The following is an 18,417-nucleotide window of genomic DNA, read 5'->3' on the forward strand; positions in this document are numbered from 1 at the left end:
AGCCGCACCACCGCGAAACAGGAGTGCTTCGATACCATGGCATCCGAACCGATCAAGACCGGCGGCAAGGTCGAGCCGCTCAGGAAAACGAGGCCTTGCCCGGAATGCGGCAAGCCGTCCTCGCGCGAACACTATCCCTTCTGTTCCGACCGTTGCCGCACGCGCGACCTGTCGCGGTGGCTGAATGGTTCCTACGCCATTCCCGTCGCGGAGGACGAGACCAAGGCAGACCGCCACGAGGAGCGCGACTGACCGGCCGACGCCGTCGCTGCCTCGCGGAACTGCTCAGCGAACAAGGTGCTCGGCTTGCCCTTGCGGTGCCGCAAGCGCACCGCGTGCGTACGTCCGGTCGCTTCCTTGTGGCGTGAGCACGGCTTCCTTGCGCGGGCCGCCCCGGCGCGACGTTTTCCCTATCTCCTTGCCGCCTGGACGTGAACCACCTGCGATCGGGCGGCGGCATCGGTACGACAGGACGATCGAAGCCGGCCGCGCGCTCCTGTTTTTGTTACGGAAATCGCGATTTTCGCAAACCTGTCAAAAAAGTGGGTTCTGGTGCTGGACATGGCCGAACAAGATGTTATAACCCCGCTCGCTTCCGGGGGAGATACCCCCGCCGGCTTCAGCCGGAAGGCTGTTGAAGCCTCGATGCCCGGATAGCTCAGTTGGTAGAGCAGCGGATTGAAAATCCGCGTGTCGGTGGTTCAAATCCGCCTCCGGGCACCATCCCCCGCCCAGTCGGACCGCACAAAATCTCCGTGGATTGTTGTTTTTTAGGATACGGTAATTTAAGGGCTCTCGGGTAACATATATCCTTCTGTCAACGAAATCGGGGAGCCATCCGTGACGTCGCAATCGCGATACATGCCCGCAATGCTGCGGAATAGAACCGCGCGTTATACTTTTCCAATGCTGCTGGTAGCCGTTATTTCGGGATGCTCGTTTGTGCCGGAGCAAAGCGTGGTAGCGTCATTGCCGGTCAAACAGGCGGCATATTCCGTACCGACGAGCGCGCCTGTCGAACGTGGGCAGGAAGTCGTTGCCCAGAGCGAGGGGAAGATCATCCAGACGAACTATCTCGGCCGTGCTCCCTATATCTGCACGCCGAGCGGTTTCGGAAGCACGTCGCGCTGCTTCCTGCGATAGGAAGCGCGCGTCGGCGTCAGGACCGTCCGATGGGGGATTGGTGCTGGCGCCGACTGGCATTGCGCAACGCCTCGTGTCGGTTCCCTCACTTGGCCTTGCCGACGGTGGCCTGGATTTTCGTCAGCCGGGGGCCGACATAGTCGCCATGCCGAAGCTTGGCGAACTCGTCGGTTGCCGCCATCGGCTGGTTCCGGAAGACGTACCACTCGCCATCGGGTTCACGCTTCTGGTAGATGACGTTTCCATCCCTGCGGTGGCTGAAGCACGTGATTGCGTTGGATGAACCGGTCTTGGCGTGCCAGTCGGCGTTGAAGCAGAGTTTGCCCGGTTCGGTGATGAACCACCGGCCGATCCCGTAGGAGGCGGCGCCGTTTTCCCTCGACCATGCGGTGAAGCGTTGCTCCCGCGGGGAAAAATAGCCCGCGCCGCTTTTCCAGATCCAGGAATTCTGGCTGTAGAGCTTTTGGATTTCCGCATTGGTCAGAGGTTTGGCCGCGTCCACGTTGACGGGGGCGGTCGGTCCGGCGGCGGATGCCGCGGTGGCGAGGCCGCCAGCCAAGGCAACAGCCAGAAGCATTCCTTGAATTTTCGACATATTACAGCTCCTTCCAGTCAATTGGTGGTTTCGCGGACAACCCGCCAGTCAGGCCGGCCGTAGCCGTTCGGCCAGGGGTAGACCTCGCGGTCGTTGAAGTAGATGACGGCGGTCAGGGCCGGGAATTCCGGATAGGGCCTGGTGACGTTTTCCGCCCAGTTCCGCACGTATGAATCGTCGCCCTCGTAACCGAGTTCGGCGACCATGATCGGCTTGCCGTAGCGCGCGACGCGCGCATATCCGGGAGCCAGGCGCTCGGAGAACGTCTGGTCGCGGCCGGTCATGTCCCGGTCGTATTTCTGCAGGCCGAAGACCGAGAGGCCGACGATGTCGACCACATCGTCACCCGGATAGAAAGCTTCGAGCCCGTTGTTGCCCTTGGGCGACCACATGAACCTGGCGTTCTTCAGATGGGTTCGGCAGACCTGCACCATGCGCCGATAGGCTTCGACGTAATCCTTGCCCTGCCAGTGCGACCAGGAGAACTGGTTGTCCGTTTCGTCCATTTCCTGCGCCCAGCGGATGATGACGGGGCTTTTCAGCGTGGCGGCGGCCGAGCAGACGGAGGCCATGTTCGCGTCGCGCGAACCGTCCAGGATGTTGTGCAGCAATTCCTGCGAGGTCAGGCGCCAGGCGGGCGACCAGGACCAGGGCTCGACCGAAATCAGCAGCGTCCGGCCGCGCGCCCGGGCATAGGTGTCGGCAAGCGTCAGCGTGGAGAGATCGACGTCTTCCCACGGCAGGAAGAGGTGCTCGATCTTGGAACTCGACGGTTCGCCGAAATCGCCATGCGGGTCGTAGGCGCCGAAGGTGGTCGACCCGGCGGTCACGATCGGTCTCTTTATCGATGTCGGGGCGGCCGTCGGTGCGTTCATTGCGAGCGACTGCGCGCCGGGAAAACCGCGCTGGCTGGTTGCCGCGAGCATGGCTCCCGACAGCAGCAGGCTGGTCAAGGACAAGGCTATTATTCTTGATGCGCTATACATTGTGCACCTCCTCCAGGCTTGGTTGCCGCCGATCCGGGTGAGCGGCATCCGTTCTCAGTTCTGGTTCCGCCGGAACGGCAATCCATCGTGGCTTGAAGACGATCACGCGCAGTGCGGCTCCGCCCTTGCCCGCCCCGGCGACCGCATAACGCTCTTCGAACAGTTGCAGGCGTCCGCTTCCCCAGGCGATTGCCTGAAGCCCGTCCTTTCCGTGCAGGCTCGTCGCAATGCCGGGAAGCGTGACGAGCGCCAGGAGCGCGGTTGCCATGACCGGGCGGTAGAAACGGGGTGCTGCGGCCATCGTGTTTTCCAGGGAATGCCGGATGACGATGACCAGCAGCAGCAGGCAATAGATCGCCGCGTTCAGGATCGTGAAAAGGTAGAACCCCTTCGGCGCCCCGACATGATCGAGGGACAGGGCGGGCAGTACGGCTGCGATCGCAAGCAGCGCATAGGGCGCCAGAACGCGCAGCGGCAGGGGATCGACTTCGGACCGGCCTTTGGGCGTGACCCTGAAATCGACGAACGAGCCCGTGCTCCAGTCGTAGACCGCCGCCAGGGTGCCGGCGACCGCCCAGGGCCAGCGGGCGAAGAGAAACAGCATGCACTCCCAGCTCAGGACCTTCGCATCGCAGGGGCGGAACGAACCGCTCGCCCGCCAGCGATAGGCCATCAGGATGAGAATGGTCGAAAGCGGCGCGAAATGCGCCAGGAAATCGAGATATGTGACAGTCGCGAAATTCCGGTCGCGGACCAGTGCGATGATCGGCATGGCGAACATCAGCAGCATGAAGAATGCGAAAAGCGGATACCAGAGCTGCGAAAAGAGGAACTGGAACTTGAGCCTGAGCGGCAGCCGGCCGACAAGGCGGGGCGAGTACCGCAGCAGCAGCATAACGAGGCTCCGCGACCACTGGAATTCCTGCGTCACCAGATCGCTGAAGGTGCTGGGCCCGTCGCCATGGGCGATCGCGTCGAGGGCGTGCACGCCGCGCCAGCCGGCGGCATTCATCATCAATGTCGTGGAATGATCTTCCGCCAGTTCCGGGCCGAGACCGCCGATTTTCCGAAGCGCCGCCGTGCGAACGGCATAATGCGATCCTATGCACAGCGGCGCCAGCCCGCCGTTGTAGCCGGCTTGCAGTGAGCCGTGCATGCTGGCCTCGGCATGGAGCCTTCCCCGCGCCGACCAGCTTTCCGAAGCGTTCTTGTCGCAAATGCTGGGCGCTGAAACATAACCCACTTGCGGATCGGCGAACGGACGCAGCATCTGGAAAAGATAGCCGGCTTCGGGAACGTGATCCGCGTCGAGCTGCGCCACGAAATCGTAGCGGACGTAGCCATAATGATCGTAGAAGAAGGCGAGGTTGCCTTCCTTGCAGCGGGTCCGGCGGGGCCACGAGGTCCTGTGGTAGTCGAGGCGTCCCTTTCGGGTGGAGACGAAAACGCCATGTCTCTTGCACCAGCCGAGGGTTTCGGCGGACGGGTCCTCGTCGGCAAGCCAGGTGTCGTGCGGGACGTCCTGCGCAAGCATCGCCTCCAGCGTCTCCCTGACGACGGGGAAGGGCTCCGACGGCGCCTTGGTCACGACCATCGCCACGCGGCTGCCTTCCGGCAGGCGAAGGGGTCCGTCCGGCCTGGCGGCCCGGTAGAAGACGATGATGAAATAAGCAGGCAGGAGGGTGATCCAGGCGAGGATCAGGCTCACGGTGATGGAGCCGAACGCGTCGATGTGATGGCGCGGCTCCAGCCACCAGATCCAGAAATAGACGAGCGCAATGGCCCACACGCCGGCCGAGGCAAGATATTCGGCCCGGCGGTATCCGGTCAGGACCGGCACGAGAAGCGGCCCGTGGGAGTTGCCCGGGTTATCCGTCGGTTTCGTGGTCGCAAGGTCGGTCACGAGCGCACCTCCAGTCCGAAGAAGGGGGCGGCGGTCCGGACGATGGTCTTCAGGTCGGAATGTCGAGGCTGGAAGCAGAGGACCTGATGCGCCTTGCCGGCATCCGCATAGAGGCTGGGCGGGTCGCCCGGCCGGCGCGGGCGCATCAGGACGGGAACTGCGCAACCGGTGACCTCCTCGACCGTTCGCAGGACCTCCCTGATGGAAAAACCGTGGCCGGTGCCGAGGTTGAAGGCGAGGTTCTCCCCGCCCTCGGCGAGGTGCCGGAAGGCCAGCACATGGGCGCGGGCGAGGTCGGAGACGTGGATATAGTCCCTTATGCAGGTTCCGTCCGGCGTGTCGTAGTCCTCGCCGAATATCTCCAGGTATGGAATTCTGCCTGCGGCGGCCAGGAGCGCCCGGGGGATCAGGTGGGTTTCCGGAACATGCCACTCGCCGAGTTCGCCCTCGGGGTCGGCGCCGCAGGCGTTGAAGTAACGCAGTGCGACGTACCGCATGCCGAAGGCGGCGGCATAGTCGGCGAGGATGTGTTCGCCGATCAGTTTCGTCTTACCGTAGGGATTGATCGGCATCTTCGGCGTGGCTTCGTCGATCGGCAGCGTGGAAGGCACGCCGTAGACGGCGCAACTCGACGAGAAGATGAAGTTGCGGAGCCCCGTCTGCCGGCAGGCGTCGACGAGCGACAGCGCGCCGCAGACATTGTTGTTGTAGTATCTGGCCGGATTCTGGACCGATTCCCCGACATAGGCCGATGCGGCGAAATGAATGACGGCATCCGGCACGTATTTCTCGATGGTTTCGATCAGGCATTGCGTGTCGAGGATGTCGCCTTCGACGAAAGGCCCCCAACGCACCGACGACAGGTTCCCCGTCGTGAGGTTGTCGTAGACGATCGGCTCGATCCCCTCCGCGCGGAGAAGTTTGGCGGTGTGGCTACCGATGTAGCCGGCACCGCCGGTGACCAGGATTCGCGGCGCGACCATCAGGTGAGCTCCTCAAGTTCGCGTGTCGACTGGGCAAGGAGATGATCGAAATACCCGATCGTTTGCAGCAGGCCGCTGGCCAGATTCACTTTCGGGCGCCAGCCGAGTTCCTGCATGGCGAGAGAGATGTCCGGGCGGCGCTGGCGGGGATCGTCTACGGGCAGCGGGCGATGGATGATCTTCGACCGCGAACCGGTGAGCCCGATCACTTTTTCCGCCAGTTCCCCGATCGTGAACTCTCCGGGATTGCCGAGATTGACCGGCCCCGTCAGCGACGACGGCGAGGCCATCATGCGGATGAAGCCGTCGATGAGGTCATCGACGAAGCAGAACGACCGGGTCTGAGAGCCGTCGCCGTATATCGTGATGTCCTCTCCCTTCAGGGCCTGGACGATGAAATTCGACACCACGCGGCCGTCGTCGGGGCGCATTCGAGGGCCGTATGTATTGAAGATACGGACGACTTTCGTCTCGACATTGTGCTTCTTGTGAAAGTCGAAGAACAAGGTTTCCGCGCAGCGCTTGCCTTCGTCGTAGCAGGAGCGCGGACCAAACGGATTGACGTTGCCCCAGTAGCTTTCGACCTGGGGGTGGACATTCGGGTCGCCATAGACTTCCGACGTGGATGCCTGGAGAATGCGGGCGCCGGTGCGGGTGGCCAGTTCCAGCAGGTTGAGCGAACCCAGCACGCAGGTCTTCGTGGTGTGGACCGGATCGGACTGATAGTGCGGAGGCGATGCCGGGCAGGCGAGGTTGTAGATTTCGTCGATTTGCAGATCGAACGGCTGCACGATGTCGTGGGCGATGGTGGTGAAGGTTTCCAGCCGCCTCAGATGGGCGATATTGCGCTGCAAGCCCGTTGAGAAATTATCGAGACAGATGACCTGGTGGCCTGCATTGAGAAGAGCTTCGCAGAGATGAGATCCCAGAAAGCCTGCACCCCCCGCAACAAGAATTCGCCTCTTCGGCTGGTTGTTGTATAGTGAATAACTTCCTTTATATGTGGTTTTCCTTGAAGAATTCGCACGAATATTGCCCAGATAGTTCACGACTACCTCCCATTTTTTGTTCGATTTTTCCTCGGGAATGAATCTGGTCACTCTTGAAAGCACCGTTTTGGGCGTTTCGTACTGAGTGAGTATTGGGTTTTCTCCGGTCTTTCGCTGGAGTTAACCAATTTCTATTTAGATACAAACATAAGTCGCAATTGTCGTTATCATCGCATCCTGAAAGTTATCGCTCCGTACATTTCTGCTTGGAAAGGAGTGGAGATAATAACTTACGGATGTGAGTTCTCGATTTCGATCTATCTGAGGATGAAATTCCGCAGGGACGATTGCCTATATGACCGGCGTTTGCACATAATTTCGCCGGATCGGATAGGTCGACGTGCTGGAGGAGCGGGATGACCAAGGAGACCGGATCGGGGAATGGCCCGACTGAAGAACCTCCGTGGCCCGCACACCTGGAGCGGCGGCGCTGGCCCCGTGAGCCGGCCACGCCGAAAGAAGCCCGTCCGAATACAGGCCCTGCGCTGGCGCCCTTGCATTTTTCGACGCACGAATTGCCGCCGGTGGAACAGTTCCAGGCCTGGCGCAGGCACATGGCCCCCCTTGTCGATGTCCACCTGCCGGATGGCAAATCCCCGGATGACGGCTTCCTGGCCGAGCAGATCGGCTGGCATCTCGGCCATATGCTCGTCGTTCAACAGCGCGTGCAGGGGCATGGCTACATCTGCGACCAGGCGATGCTGCGGTCCAGCTCGATCGACCATTGGAACGTCGGACTGTTTCGCAGCGGCCGGGCCTGGACCGAGGCCGACCGCCATGTGACGGAAATCGGCCCGGGAGAACTGTTCTTCAGGTCGCTCGGCTATCCCTATCGCGGCCGGATGACCGATTCCGCTGCCGTTCTGCTCTTTCTGCCGTATGAGCTGCTTGCCGACAATGCGGGCCTTCTCGAAGCCGCCAACAATACGATCCTTTCCGGCAGCCTGGCGGATCTGCTCGTCAGCTACATCGACGGCATGGAAGCGAATCTGGGCAACCTGACGGCCGAGGAAGTGCCGAGGATCGTGCGCACGATCGGCGACATGGCCGTTGCGTGCGTGGCGTCTTCGGCAAGGCCGGATGCGGGACAGACCCAGACCAACATGGGAATGATGGAGCGTGCCCACCGCTACATTCACCTCAACCTCCACTCGGACAATTTGACGCCGGACGCCATGTGCCGCGCGCTGGGCATTTCGCGCACGCGGCTCTATCAGCTCTTTGAATCGAGCGGCGGCGTTCTCAATTACATTCGCAAACGCCGGTTGCTGCATGCGTATGCGGACCTGAGCGATCCGGCCAACAACAGGCCGATCTCGGAGATTGCGGAGGCTGCGGGTTTCGATGTCGCCGCCAATTTCACGCGCGCCTTCAGCCATGAGTTCGGAGCCAGCCCTCGTGAGATCCGAAGGGCGGTGGGAGCGGAACGCGTGGCGAGCCCGCCCGCTCCCCCGACACAGCATCAGGGGACGACCATCGGCGATTGGCTGGTGCATTTCCAATGAGAGCGAGGATCGTCGGGCTCTTCCCGATAGCTGCGGGTTGCTTCCACCGCCGGCGCTCCCTCGGGTGACGGCATAGAAGCTCGCCGGGCCGGCCGCGGCGCGCAACGCCGCAAGTCTGTGCGCTTTTGATCTCCTGTATGGTCCGAACATCTTTATTTTAGGAGGCGCTATTATTGCTGCGCACGCGGCATTGACCGCGGCACATCTTGCGATACTTCTTGGTTAAGGACGGATTGGCGGCCAAAATTGAAGTATATCAAAGTCAAGCAGTCGCAGATGGATTAATGGGTGTCTTTTAAACGGACGCAACGGAAGGGGATTGAAGGATGCCGGACGCCGATGCGACAGTACCTATCTCTATAGAAAACCATCTGTTCGCCGATACTGACGAGCTTGTCTCTCTTTATGACGAAAGTTTCCATCTCACCGAATGCTCGGCGCGCCACCGGCAGACCTATGCGGTCGACTCGCTGGTCGATGCGACCCTCTGGCACGTCTATCCCGAACTGCTGGCTCCCGCGACGAAGTCCGCGGTCGAATTCGTGCTCGCAAGCGGAGTGCCCCGAACCGTCGGGATCGTAAACTCGAAGACGGAAGATCGACGCACCCTCGTTATTTTCCGCAGCCCTCGCGGCATCGGCATTGCCGAGGCGGAGAGCAGCTCCAGTTTCCAGGGGACCTATAGTCAGACCGAAAACGACCGCGCGCTCCTTCTTCATCAGGCGACCCACGACGTCTTGACCGGATTGCCGAACCGGCGGCAATTCAGCGACCAGCTGCGCAGTGCCCTGGCATCCAACGGGGGCAAGCTCGCCCTCATGCAAATCGATCTCGACGACTTCAAGCCGGTCAACGACACCTTGGGCCACGGCGCCGGCGACACCGTTCTCAAGATGGCTGCGGAACGAATAAGAAGCGTGCTCGGAGAGCACGAATTCGCTTACCGGCTGGCCGGTGACGAGTTCGCGGTCATTCAACGCGGGGCCGACCAGCCCAAGGAGGCGGAACGGCTCGCCGAAGCGCTCGTCGGCCTTTTCAAGGAACCGTTCACCGTCGACGGCATCAATGTCTTTGTCGGGGCAAGCGTCGGAATTGCGGTCGCCCCGGCGGACGGGAACGAGTTCGAGCAGCTGATGAAGGCCGCGGACATCGCCCTGTATGCGGCAAAGAAAGATGGACGCCGCAGGGCAAGGACGTTTACCCGCTCCATGCTCATGGATCTGGAGCAGCGGGAGACGCTGCGCCGCAGCTTGCGGACCGCCCTTCGGGAAGGCCAGTTCTTCCTCGAATACCAACCGCTTCTGAGGCCCCCTTTTTCCATCGCCGGCTTCGAGGCGCTTCTGCGATGGCGTCATCCGCTGGTGGGCATCATCCCGCCCGGCGTATTCATTCCCATGGCCGAGGCGGATGGCCTGATGAGCGAAATCGGCCAATGGACCCTCGAACAGGCCTGCCGAGCCGCGATGTCCTGGCCGTCCCATTTTACCGTTGCGGTCAACCTCTCCCCCGCGGAGTTCCTGCACGCAGGTCTGACGGATCGCATCGCCCAGACCCTGGACCTCGTCGGCATTCGCGCCGACCGGCTGGAGCTGGAAATCACCGAATCCGTGCTCCTGGAGCGGACGATCAACAATCTCGATACGCTTAACACGCTGAAGATGCTGGGTGTCCAGATATCGCTGGATGATTTCGGGACGTACTATTCGTCTCTCAGCTACCTGAAGAATTTTCCTTTCGATACGATCAAGATCGACCAGTATTTCATCAAGGATCTGGAAGGCGACAAGAAAAGCCAGACGATCGTCAAGTCGATCATCGCTCTGGCGCACGGACTGGGAATGAACGTCACCGCCGAGGGCGTGGAGACCGCCGGGCAGGCCGCCTGGCTCAACAAGGCGGCATGTGACCGGCTGCAGGGGTATTTCCTGAGCGACTCGATGCCCGCGGAGAAAATCGGCGCGTTCCTGGCCGAATTCTCGACGACCGTTCCGCCGAAAGGGTTCCCGGCGCCGAGGCGAACGCGGCCTTTGCATCCCTACCGCATGTGAGCGTCAAATCGTCCGGACAGTTTTCGAATGTCCTGGAGCTACGGGAAGGAGGAAGCGGCATGGGAGCGGTCAGCGAGGAGCCGGTGAAGGCAGCCTTCGAGCCTCTGCTTCAGTTCGAGATGGACATGAGGACATTTCTGTCCGATTGGCAGCACTGCGATCAACTGTCCACCTTCGTGGCGCGGATGATCAGCCACAACCGCACGGACCCGATCAGGCACTCGAATTTCTTCTCGTTTGCCCTCAATGAGCTTCTGGAAGTGTCGTTCCGGGGAGGCGCGCCCGAGGGCCGGATATATTGCACCGCCTACCGGCTCGACTCGACGGAGCGATTGAAGCTCAGCTTCACCTGTCTGCCCGGGCAGGAGGAGTTCTATCGCGAGGCGGTGTCGAAGACCCACGGGGAAGATGCTGTCGCCCGCTATCTCGGCGCCATTTCGACCGAACTCGCGCCGGACAGGGAAGTCGTTCTCCTCGATCTGGCCATCAACTTCGACGCCGACGTTCGCCTCGAAAGCTGCACGCCGGACTCGATAACCTTCGTCGTCGATCTTCCGCTTGAAGGAACGATAAGTTGAACACAACCGTCTTTTCAGCACCGTTCAATGCGGAGTTCGACGTCAACAGCCAGGAATTCTCCCTGGCCGGCGTGATCCGGCCGCGCTCGGTGGACGAGATCGCGGCAAGCATTTCCATGCTCAGGACGGCGATCGACGATGTGCGAGGGGTTCTCTACATCAATGTGAAACGTCTCGTTCAGATGAACAACATCGCCTTTCAGGCCTTCGCGCGCGTTATCCTCGACGCTTGCCGGGCGAGGTCCGATCTTCGTTTCGTGGTGGTGACGTCAAGCGTCGTCGGCTGGACCGAACGGATGTTCGCGCATCTGAACACGATCGAACCGCAGGTGACCGTGGAAGTCTACGATTCCAAGTTCTATCCCGGCCAGAGCTTCGTCGAGGATACGAGCTTCATTCCGATCCTGCGCACGCAGACCAAGATGACCTGGCGTCACGAACGCAAGATCCTTCCCCGTCATGGCATGCGTCCGGGGATCGTGATGGCCGATATCTGCTGCGGCATCGGCGATTTCGCCATGTTCGTCAAAAGGGAGTTTCAGCCGACGCGGATCGTGGCGCTCGATCATTCGAAGGCAAGTCTCGCCTATGCGCGCGAAACGGCGACCCGCTTCGGCATTGCCGATATCGAATATACCTATGGCGACGCATCTGAAATGCTGCTTGAGGACAACCAGTTCGACTTCGTGACCTGCCGCCATTCGCTGCAGATATTCAATCGCCCGAACGTGCTTCTGAAGGAGCTTTATCGAATCTGCAAACCGGGCGGACGGGTGTATATAACCAACGAGAAGAACTCGCACTGCCTGGGAGAACCCCGGTCGCAAAGCATTCAGTGGACCTATAACGAAGTCGCCAAACTGTTCAGCCACTTCGAGATGGACGTGGAACTTGGCCCGAAGAGCCGCCGGTATCTTGCCGATGCCGGCTTTGACGATATCCTCCTCGAGTCGTTCATGGTCACCAACCTCGACGGGGACCCGCAGGACTTCGCCGACATCATCGCCGCCTGGGAAAACGTCTATGCCGGAGAAATGGCCGTGAAACGTGGTGATCCTCCTGAATTCATCGAGCGTTTCCGCCAGGGCTTCCAGGATCACGTCTTTGCGGCCCTTCATCCCAGGGGCTATGCCGGCTGGCCGATCTGGGCGGCGTCCGGACGCAAGCCGCCATGAGCACCCCCGGTCAACAGATCGCCCGTTTTGGCCTGAACTCGTTCCGCGCGAAATTCGTTCTCGTCGTCGGAAGCGCGGTGCTTTTCGACCTGCTGGTCACCGGAGGTCTGGCGCTCTGGAATGTGCAGCGGCTTTCCCGCGATGCGACCGCCGAAGTCGGCCAGGGCCTGGAACAGGCCAATCAGGGTTACATTCGCTCCTACGCGGAAACCACGGCCGAGCACGTCAATCTGCTGCTGAACCAGGTCCATTCCGATGTGGGCACACTGGCCGGCGTCCTTCAGGCGCAGATCGACCGCCCCTTGAGGGAAACGCAGATCGGCGAGGCGATGGCCCGCGGTTCCCCGAGCGCCGTCGATGTCGTCTACGACGCGAAGGGAGGATGGGCCCAGAACCTGCCCGGGCCGCCCTCGGTCGTCAGCGTCTGGGGATATCTTCTGGGGCCCGATCACCTGCCATTGTCCGACGTGCAGAAGGATATCGAGAACAGTACGGTCCTCGACCTCGTTGCGCCCAGTCTCCTGTCGGACGGCCTGTCGAAGCTGCAGATGTACTATATCGGCCCGAAGGAGCGCCCGATCTTCAGGACGGCTCCCTATACGGATCAGGCGCAGACCTTCGACAAGCTCTATCCCGGGCACAACAGTGCGGAGTTCTGGACCTTCTTTTTTCCCGGCCTTTACGAGTCGTGGGAGGAATGGGGCCGGTATCCGGAGCGTCGCCCGGTCAACAACGACGTCACGCAAACAGCGCCCTATACCGATGCAATCACCGGCAAGCTCATCGTGAGTTTCTTCCAGCCGCTCTGGTCCCGCGACCGTACGAAGGTCGCAGGCGCCGCCGGAACGGATATCACCCTCGACCAGTTGGCCGAAATCGTCGAGAACGTCAAAGTCGCCGATAACGGTTTCGGGTTCCTGGCCATGTCGGACGGCAACGTCGTCGCCATCAATCCGACCGGCGAAAAGATCATCGGCCTCCAGGCGTCGAGCAATCAGGGCGGCGAGGGCGTGACCGGCCTCAACCGTTCGCTGAGAAGAAGCCTGCAACCGGAGATCGCGCAACTACCGCTGGGGGAAGACGGGTTGTTGCGGCATATCCTCCTCGATGAAAATGGAGAGAAGGTTCCTTATCTCGTCGTCCTGAAACAGTTGCAGCCGACGAACCTGTGGATTTCGGGACCTGTGCGGCGGGAGGCCATGCTGCTCGGCATCGTTGTGCCGGAACGGGAGATCTATGCTTCCCTGTTTGCCGCCCAGGCCGGAATTTCACAGGCGACGAACCGGATTCTGATCTACCAGATTCTGGCGCTTCTCGTATCCCTGTGCTTCGTCATCGGCGCGGTCTTTGCCATTTCCAAGCGCATAACCAGGGGCATCAGCTCGCTTGCCGATGCCGCCCAGCGCATTCAGGCCAAGGATTATTCCGTCAGGGTCGACATCCCGACGCACGACGAGGTCGGGGAGGCGGGAATAGCCTTCAATCGCATGGCGGAGCAGATCAGTTTCCATACGGAAAATCTCGAACAGCTTGTCGAGGACAGGACGAAGGAGATCGAGGATGCGAACCTGCAAATCTCTGCCCTGAACCAGAAGCTGCGCAGCGAAAACCTGCGCCTTGGCGCGGAGCTTGCCGTCGCGCGCCGCATTCAGATGATGGTCCTTCCCAAGGCCGGCGAGCTGGAAGAGATTTCGGACCTGGAGATCGCGGCCTACATGCGGCCCGCCGACGAGGTCGGGGGCGATTATTACGATGTCCTGAGGGACGGGACGAGGCTGAAGATCGGCATCGGCGACGTCACCGGACACGGTCTGGAAAGCGGCGTCCTGATGCTGATGGTCCAGTCGATCGCGCGGGCCTTGCAGGAAGCCGGCGAAATGGAGCCCTCGCAGTTCCTGAACAGGGTGAACCGCGCCATCTACAAGAACCTCGTCAGGACCAGCACCAACAAGCACCTTTCCCTCGCCTTCCTGGATTATGACGGCAGGCGCCTCACGCTTTCGGGCCAGCACGAGGAACTGATCGTCGTCCGCAAATTCGGAGAGGTGGAGCGGATCGACACGCTCGATCTTGGCCTGCCGATCGGGCTGGAGCCGGATATTTCTTCGTTCGTGGCAACGCGCGAAGTCTCATTCGATCGCGACGACATGATCATTCTCCACACTGACGGCGTGACCGAGGCCGAGAACCGCAACGGCGAGCTCTTCGGCATCGAGCGGCTGTGCGAAAGTGCCGGCCAACGGTACGGCCTGAGCGCCGAGGATGTCAAAACCGGGATTATCGAGGACCTGATGGCCCATATCGGCACGCAGAAGATCCATGACGACATCACGCTCGTGGTCATGAGGCACAGGTGAGCGAATGACGACTTTGTACGGTTTGGAAGATCTGGCGATCGGAGCAGGCGGAAATACCACGAGGCTCTGCCTCTTCGAAGGCCCCCTGGACCTCAGCTGGAAACACTGCGCGATCACGTCGGATTTCGTCGCCGAATTCGTTGCCCTGCGCTACCGCGCGTCCCGCAGCCTCTACAGGGAGGTGCGGCACAATGTCGGTTACCTGACGAATGAGCTTATCGAGAACGCGGTGAAGTTCCGCGCCGCCGGCGAAGTCGTCGTGGAGGCTTCGGTCGAGGACAATGTCTTCCGGGCGAAGGTCTCCAATCTCATCGACGGGGAGCCCGCCATGCGGTTCCAGCATCTGCTGTCGGAAATCACCACGGGGGACCCGGGCGAACTGCTCATAAGGCGGATCGAGGCAAATGCGACCGGCACGAACGCAAACGGTTCGGGCCTTGGACTTCTGACCCTCATGAGTGATTATGGCGCTCGCTTCGCATGGGTTTTCGGGTCCGGGGAACCGGACGGCAAGGTTCCGCTGGAAACCTATGCGTCTATCGCGGTTCCAGATATTTCGAATTGAGGGGGGCAACATGGAAATCAAGGAAGATGAATATCGCGTTTGGTCGGAAGGGACGGAAGTCTACTTCGATGGTTCCATGCGCCTGCCGAACACAGAGGCCTATGCGCCGATCTTTTCCCTTGTCATGGGCATTCTCGAAACCGATCCGGATCGCGTGACCGTGGACCTTACCGGATTGCAGTTCCTCAATTCGTCGGGAATCAACCTCCTCGCCAAGCTTACGATCGAAGTGCGTAACAGACCGGACGTCCAGTTCACGGTGCGTGGAAGCTCGGAATATCCCTGGCAGTCGAAATCCCTTCCGAACCTCAAGAAGCTGCATCCGGGGGTCGATCTCCAGCTTAGCTGATGGGGCCTCCCGATCGCCTGCGGGAGGACTACTTCACCGCGCCCGCCGTCATGCCGTTGATGAACTGCCGCGACAGGATGATGTAGACGATGATGACCGGTGCGGAGGAAAGCATCAGGCCGGCGAACAGGACGCCCCAGTCCGTGGTATATTCGCCCATGAAGGTCGTGAGCCCCTGCGGCAGCGTCTTGAGATTGTCCTTCTGGATGAAGATCAGGGGAAAGAAGAAGTCGTTCCAGATGGGCACGACATTCTGGATGCCGGAAATCACCAGGGCCGGACGAACCAGGGGCAGCATGATCGACCACATGATGCGTGGTTCGCTGGCCCCGTCCATGCGCGCCGCATCCTCCAGTTCGTTCGGCAGCGTGCGGATGAACCCCGTCATGATGAACACGGTCGTCGGCAGGCCCATGGCGACATAGATAAGGATCAGCGAGAGCTGCGTGTTGAGGATGCCGAGGTCGCGCATCAGGATGAAGAGCGGGATGATCGCGAGCTTCAGCGGCAGCGTGAGCCCCGCCAGGAAGAACATCAGCACGAAGCTCGCACCCCAGAACCGGTATCTCGCGATCCCGTAGGCCGCCATCGTCCCGAGCGTCAGGATGATGGCGATCGCCGAGCCAGTCACGATGACCGAATTGAGGAGATAGCGCAGGAAGTTGGTCTCGCTCCAGATCTTGACGATGTTGCCGACGTTCGAGAAATCCGGGATCGAAAAGGGCGACTGGAAGATCTGCGCGTTCGTCTTGAATGCCGCGAAGAACATGATGACGATGGGCGCCAGCATCACCACCGTATTCGCGATCAGGATGATCTGGATAAGGCCGTCGCGGCCGAGCGCGGATAAAATCCCCCGGCGGTCATAATAGCTTTCGGCGGCAGCGCTCATATCTGGATCTCTCTGGCCCGCAGCTTGAAGGTGATGAAGCCGGCCACGATGGCGATGAAGAGGAAGATGAGGACGGCGAGCGCACTGCCGGCGCCGAAATCCTGCGACGCGCCTGCCTGGTTGCCGAACGCCGTCCGGTAGAAATAAAGCCCCAGGACATCGGTCGCGCCATGCGGGGAGCCGTCGAGGCCGGCCATCACGTAGGGAAGTTCGAACCAGTTGAAGCTGCCGACGAAGAGCAGCGTGAAGACGACGGTCGCGCTCGGCGCCACCAGCGGCCAGACGATCTTGCTGATCTTGACCCACTCGCTTTCCGTCTCCATCCGGACCGCATCGAGGATTTCGCCCGGAATGCGCTGCATGCCGGCGAGAAAGACCAGCGTCGGGAAACCCACCATGTGCCAGGCATTGGCGATGACCAGCGCCCACAGCGCCGTGGAATCCTGCCCGAGCCAGGGCTGGGCAAGGCCGCCAAGCCCGATGCCGCGCAACGAGATGTTGACGACGCCGAACAGCGGATGAAGGAAGAGCTTCCAGAGAAAACCGACGATGATCGTCGAAAGCACGACCGGGAGGAAGACCGAGACCCGATGGAATGCGGCGCCGGGCAGTTCCCGCCAGAGGCAGTAGGCGAGCAGGAAGCCGACGCCGTTCTGGAGCACCATGAGGGCGAAGAAGACCAGGACGTTGTGGAGGAACGCGTTGACGGTCCATTCGGTATAGGGCTGCGTGAACAACACCTTGTAGAAATTTGCGAAGCCGACGAATTCGCCCCGCGCCAGCCCGTGCCATTGGAAAAAGGCATAGGCGAAGGCCGAAGCGATAGGATAGACGACGAACAGTGCGACGAAGGCGAGCGGCGGCACGACAAGCGCCGTAATCCACAGTCGTCGCGCCAGCAGGGGCGATCCGGGCATCACAGGTCTCTTCAGGTTAGGGGAGGGGCAGCCTCATGCTTTTCGCAGGCCCGTCCGGAAAATCATCCGTCCGTCAAGCCGCGGGCCGCCCCTTCGTTTGGATCACTTCTTGAACGGCGCGTACCAGTTGGCAAGTCCCGTCGTCAGGTTCTTGCCGACCTCTTCCGGTGTGGCCTTGTTGCCGAGCAGTTTCTGGATTTCTCCCTGCAGCAGCACGGAGCCCGACGGCTCGCCGAAACGGAAGTGCACGAGCATGATGTAGGGGATCGAATGCTTGTTGAGTTCCGCCACCTCGCCCAGGAGCTCGTTCTTGAACGTGACGCCCGGCACTGCCGAGATGTTGTTCAGGTTGTCCGCGAACATCTGGCCGAATTCCTGGCTGGCGAGGAAGTTCACGAACTTGAGCGCCGCCTCCTTGTGAGCCGTCTTGGCGTTGACCGCATAGCCGCCGTCGAAATACTGCGCGACGAGCTTCTCATCCCCCGCCTTCGGCCCCGGCGTTGCAAAAATGCCGAGCTTGATATCCGGGTTCTGCTTCCTGAAATTCGAAAGCTCATAGGAACCGCCGACGAACATGCCCGCCATGCCGGATGAGAAGAGCTGCTGGGCGGAAGCATAGTCGAGGCCGATGAAACCGTCGGGGAAGTATTTGGTGATTTCCTTGAGCTTGGTGAGCGCCTCGACATAACGCTTGTCGGTAAAATCGGCCTTGCCGGCCATCAGGTCGTCATAGAAGGCGCGGCCCATGATCGAGGAGGCGATACCGCCGACGATGACTTCGTTCTGCCATGCGGTGGCGGTGCCGTTCGCGAACGGCATGACCCCGGCGGCCTTCAGCTTTTCGGATGCCTGGACCAGCTCATCCCAGGTCTGTGGCTCGCCGATGCCGTTCTTGTCGAAGACGTCCTTGTTGTAGATCACCAGCATCGTCTGGCTGGCGAAGGGCACGGCATAGGTCGTCTTGTTGGAGCGCATGCTCTCGGCCGCCAGCGCCGGCGGCGCGAACGAGGCGAGGGCCGGCACGTTGGACTTGTCGAGCGGCAGCAGATAACCCCCACTCGCGACCGTCTCGAGGCCGCCATACGCCCGGGCGAACATGACGTCCGGGCCGGAACCGCCGGCCAGCGCCGTCGACAGGATGGTGTTGTAGTTCGTGGCCTCGAACGCCTCGAACTTGACCGTGATGCCCGGGTTCTTCGCTTCGAACGCGTCGATGAATTTCTCGTACTGCGCCTTGTCTTCTTGGCGCCAGCTCCAGAAGGTCAATTCCTGCGCCATCGCCGGCAATGCCGTGGCAAGCGCTCCCAGAGCGGCGATCGTGCTCAAAACTAGCTTTTTCATCTGGTTCCTTCCTCTTTGGTATTTTTAGGAG

At 60.9% G+C, this 18,417-nt stretch carries 17 protein-coding genes and 1 tRNA gene; 10 read left to right on the forward strand and 8 right to left on the reverse strand.

The genetic code is table 11. The features are described from left to right. The first annotated feature begins 36 nt into the window (after window positions 1-36). The 3 genes from yacG (at window position 37) to ACFFP0_RS14700 (ending at window position 1,143) form a co-directional block, all read left to right on the forward strand. Window positions 37-252: a DNA gyrase inhibitor YacG gene (gene yacG, locus ACFFP0_RS14690; RefSeq protein ID WP_377261964.1), complete on the forward strand. Its 216-nt coding sequence runs from the start codon at window positions 37-39 to the stop codon at window positions 250-252. A gap of 395 nt (window positions 253-647) precedes the next feature. Continuing rightward, window positions 648-723, forward strand: a tRNA-Phe gene (locus tag ACFFP0_RS14695). 234 nt (window positions 724-957) lie between these two features. After that, complete coding sequence (locus ACFFP0_RS14700) at window positions 958-1,143, forward strand: hypothetical protein (RefSeq protein ID WP_377261966.1); 186 nt, start codon at window positions 958-960, stop codon at window positions 1,141-1,143. Between the two features lie 85 nt (window positions 1,144-1,228). Here ACFFP0_RS14700 and ACFFP0_RS14705 read toward each other — a convergent pair whose 3' ends face one another. The 5 genes from ACFFP0_RS14705 to ACFFP0_RS14725 are packed head-to-tail and all read right to left on the reverse strand — an operon-like array spanning window position 1,229 to window position 6,659. Then, window positions 1,229-1,738: a DUF995 domain-containing protein gene (locus ACFFP0_RS14705; protein ID WP_377261968.1), complete on the reverse strand. Its 510-nt coding sequence runs from the start codon at window positions 1,736-1,738 to the stop codon at window positions 1,229-1,231. A 17-nt stretch (window positions 1,739-1,755) separates the two neighbouring features. Continuing rightward, complete coding sequence (locus ACFFP0_RS14710; RefSeq protein WP_377261970.1) at window positions 1,756-2,697, reverse strand: glycoside hydrolase family 26 protein; 942 nt, start codon at window positions 2,695-2,697, stop codon at window positions 1,756-1,758. Window positions 2,698-2,716: 19 nt separating this feature from the next. Next, window positions 2,717-4,627, reverse strand: coding sequence for a glycosyltransferase family 2 protein (locus ACFFP0_RS14715; protein ID WP_377261972.1), 1,911 nt, complete (start codon window positions 4,625-4,627; stop codon window positions 2,717-2,719). Next, a complete protein-coding gene (gene galE, locus ACFFP0_RS14720) occupies window positions 4,624-5,610 on the reverse strand; it encodes a UDP-glucose 4-epimerase GalE (RefSeq protein ID WP_377261974.1) in 987 nt (328 codons plus the stop codon). The genes ACFFP0_RS14715 and galE overlap by 4 nt, the downstream gene beginning before the upstream one ends. Next, window positions 5,610-6,659, reverse strand: coding sequence for a UDP-glucuronic acid decarboxylase family protein (locus ACFFP0_RS14725; protein WP_377261976.1), 1,050 nt, complete (start codon window positions 6,657-6,659; stop codon window positions 5,610-5,612). The genes galE and ACFFP0_RS14725 overlap by 1 nt, the downstream gene beginning before the upstream one ends. A gap of 356 nt (window positions 6,660-7,015) precedes the next feature. Between ACFFP0_RS14725 and ACFFP0_RS14730 the strand changes: the two genes are divergently transcribed. From ACFFP0_RS14730 to ACFFP0_RS14760, 7 genes are all read left to right on the forward strand, one after another. Beyond that, window positions 7,016-8,164, forward strand: a complete 1,149-nt coding sequence (locus ACFFP0_RS14730; RefSeq protein WP_377261978.1) for a helix-turn-helix transcriptional regulator — start codon at window positions 7,016-7,018, stop codon at window positions 8,162-8,164. Between the two features lie 326 nt (window positions 8,165-8,490). Further along, entirely contained in the window at window positions 8,491-10,212 is a 1,722-nt protein-coding gene (locus ACFFP0_RS14735) for a putative bifunctional diguanylate cyclase/phosphodiesterase (protein ID WP_377261980.1), read from the forward strand. Between the two features lie 59 nt (window positions 10,213-10,271). Then, window positions 10,272-10,790, forward strand: a complete 519-nt coding sequence (locus tag ACFFP0_RS14740; RefSeq protein ID WP_377261982.1) for a ubiquinone biosynthesis methyltransferase UbiE — start codon at window positions 10,272-10,274, stop codon at window positions 10,788-10,790. Continuing rightward, window positions 10,787-11,965, forward strand: a complete 1,179-nt coding sequence (locus ACFFP0_RS14745; protein ID WP_377261984.1) for a methyltransferase domain-containing protein — start codon at window positions 10,787-10,789, stop codon at window positions 11,963-11,965. Before ACFFP0_RS14740 ends, ACFFP0_RS14745 begins: the two co-directional genes overlap by 4 nt. Further along, on the forward strand, window positions 11,962-14,322 hold the full coding sequence (locus ACFFP0_RS14750) for a SpoIIE family protein phosphatase (protein ID WP_377261986.1): 2,361 nt from the start codon (window positions 11,962-11,964) through the stop codon (window positions 14,320-14,322). The genes ACFFP0_RS14745 and ACFFP0_RS14750 overlap by 4 nt, the downstream gene beginning before the upstream one ends. Before the next feature lie 4 nt (window positions 14,323-14,326). Further along, the gene (locus ACFFP0_RS14755; protein WP_377261988.1) at window positions 14,327-14,887 is read left to right on the forward strand and encodes a slr1658 superfamily regulator; all 561 of its coding nucleotides are present in this window, start codon (window positions 14,327-14,329) and stop codon (window positions 14,885-14,887) included. A 10-nt stretch (window positions 14,888-14,897) separates the two neighbouring features. Beyond that, on the forward strand, window positions 14,898-15,236 hold the full coding sequence (locus ACFFP0_RS14760; protein ID WP_377261990.1) for a slr1659 superfamily regulator: 339 nt from the start codon (window positions 14,898-14,900) through the stop codon (window positions 15,234-15,236). Window positions 15,237-15,264: 28 nt separating this feature from the next. Here ACFFP0_RS14760 and ACFFP0_RS14765 read toward each other — a convergent pair whose 3' ends face one another. The 3 genes from ACFFP0_RS14765 to ACFFP0_RS14775 all read right to left on the reverse strand — a co-directional run bounded on the left by ACFFP0_RS14765 (window position 15,265) and on the right by ACFFP0_RS14775 (window position 18,386). Beyond that, complete coding sequence (locus tag ACFFP0_RS14765) at window positions 15,265-16,128, reverse strand: carbohydrate ABC transporter permease (RefSeq protein ID WP_377261992.1); 864 nt, start codon at window positions 16,126-16,128, stop codon at window positions 15,265-15,267. Then, window positions 16,125-17,045: a carbohydrate ABC transporter permease gene (locus ACFFP0_RS14770; RefSeq protein WP_377261994.1), complete on the reverse strand. Its 921-nt coding sequence runs from the start codon at window positions 17,043-17,045 to the stop codon at window positions 16,125-16,127. Before ACFFP0_RS14770 ends, ACFFP0_RS14765 begins: the two co-directional genes overlap by 4 nt. 102 nt (window positions 17,046-17,147) lie before the next feature. Further along, window positions 17,148-18,386 carry an extracellular solute-binding protein gene (locus tag ACFFP0_RS14775; protein WP_377261996.1) on the reverse strand — a complete coding sequence of 413 codons (1,239 nt, stop codon included), beginning with the start codon at window positions 18,384-18,386 and terminating at the stop codon, window positions 17,148-17,150. Window positions 18,387-18,417: the final 31 nt, after the last annotated feature.

The organism is Neorhizobium puerariae, from assembly GCF_042429745.1.
GTDB lineage: Bacteria > Pseudomonadota > Alphaproteobacteria > Rhizobiales > Rhizobiaceae > Neorhizobium > Neorhizobium puerariae.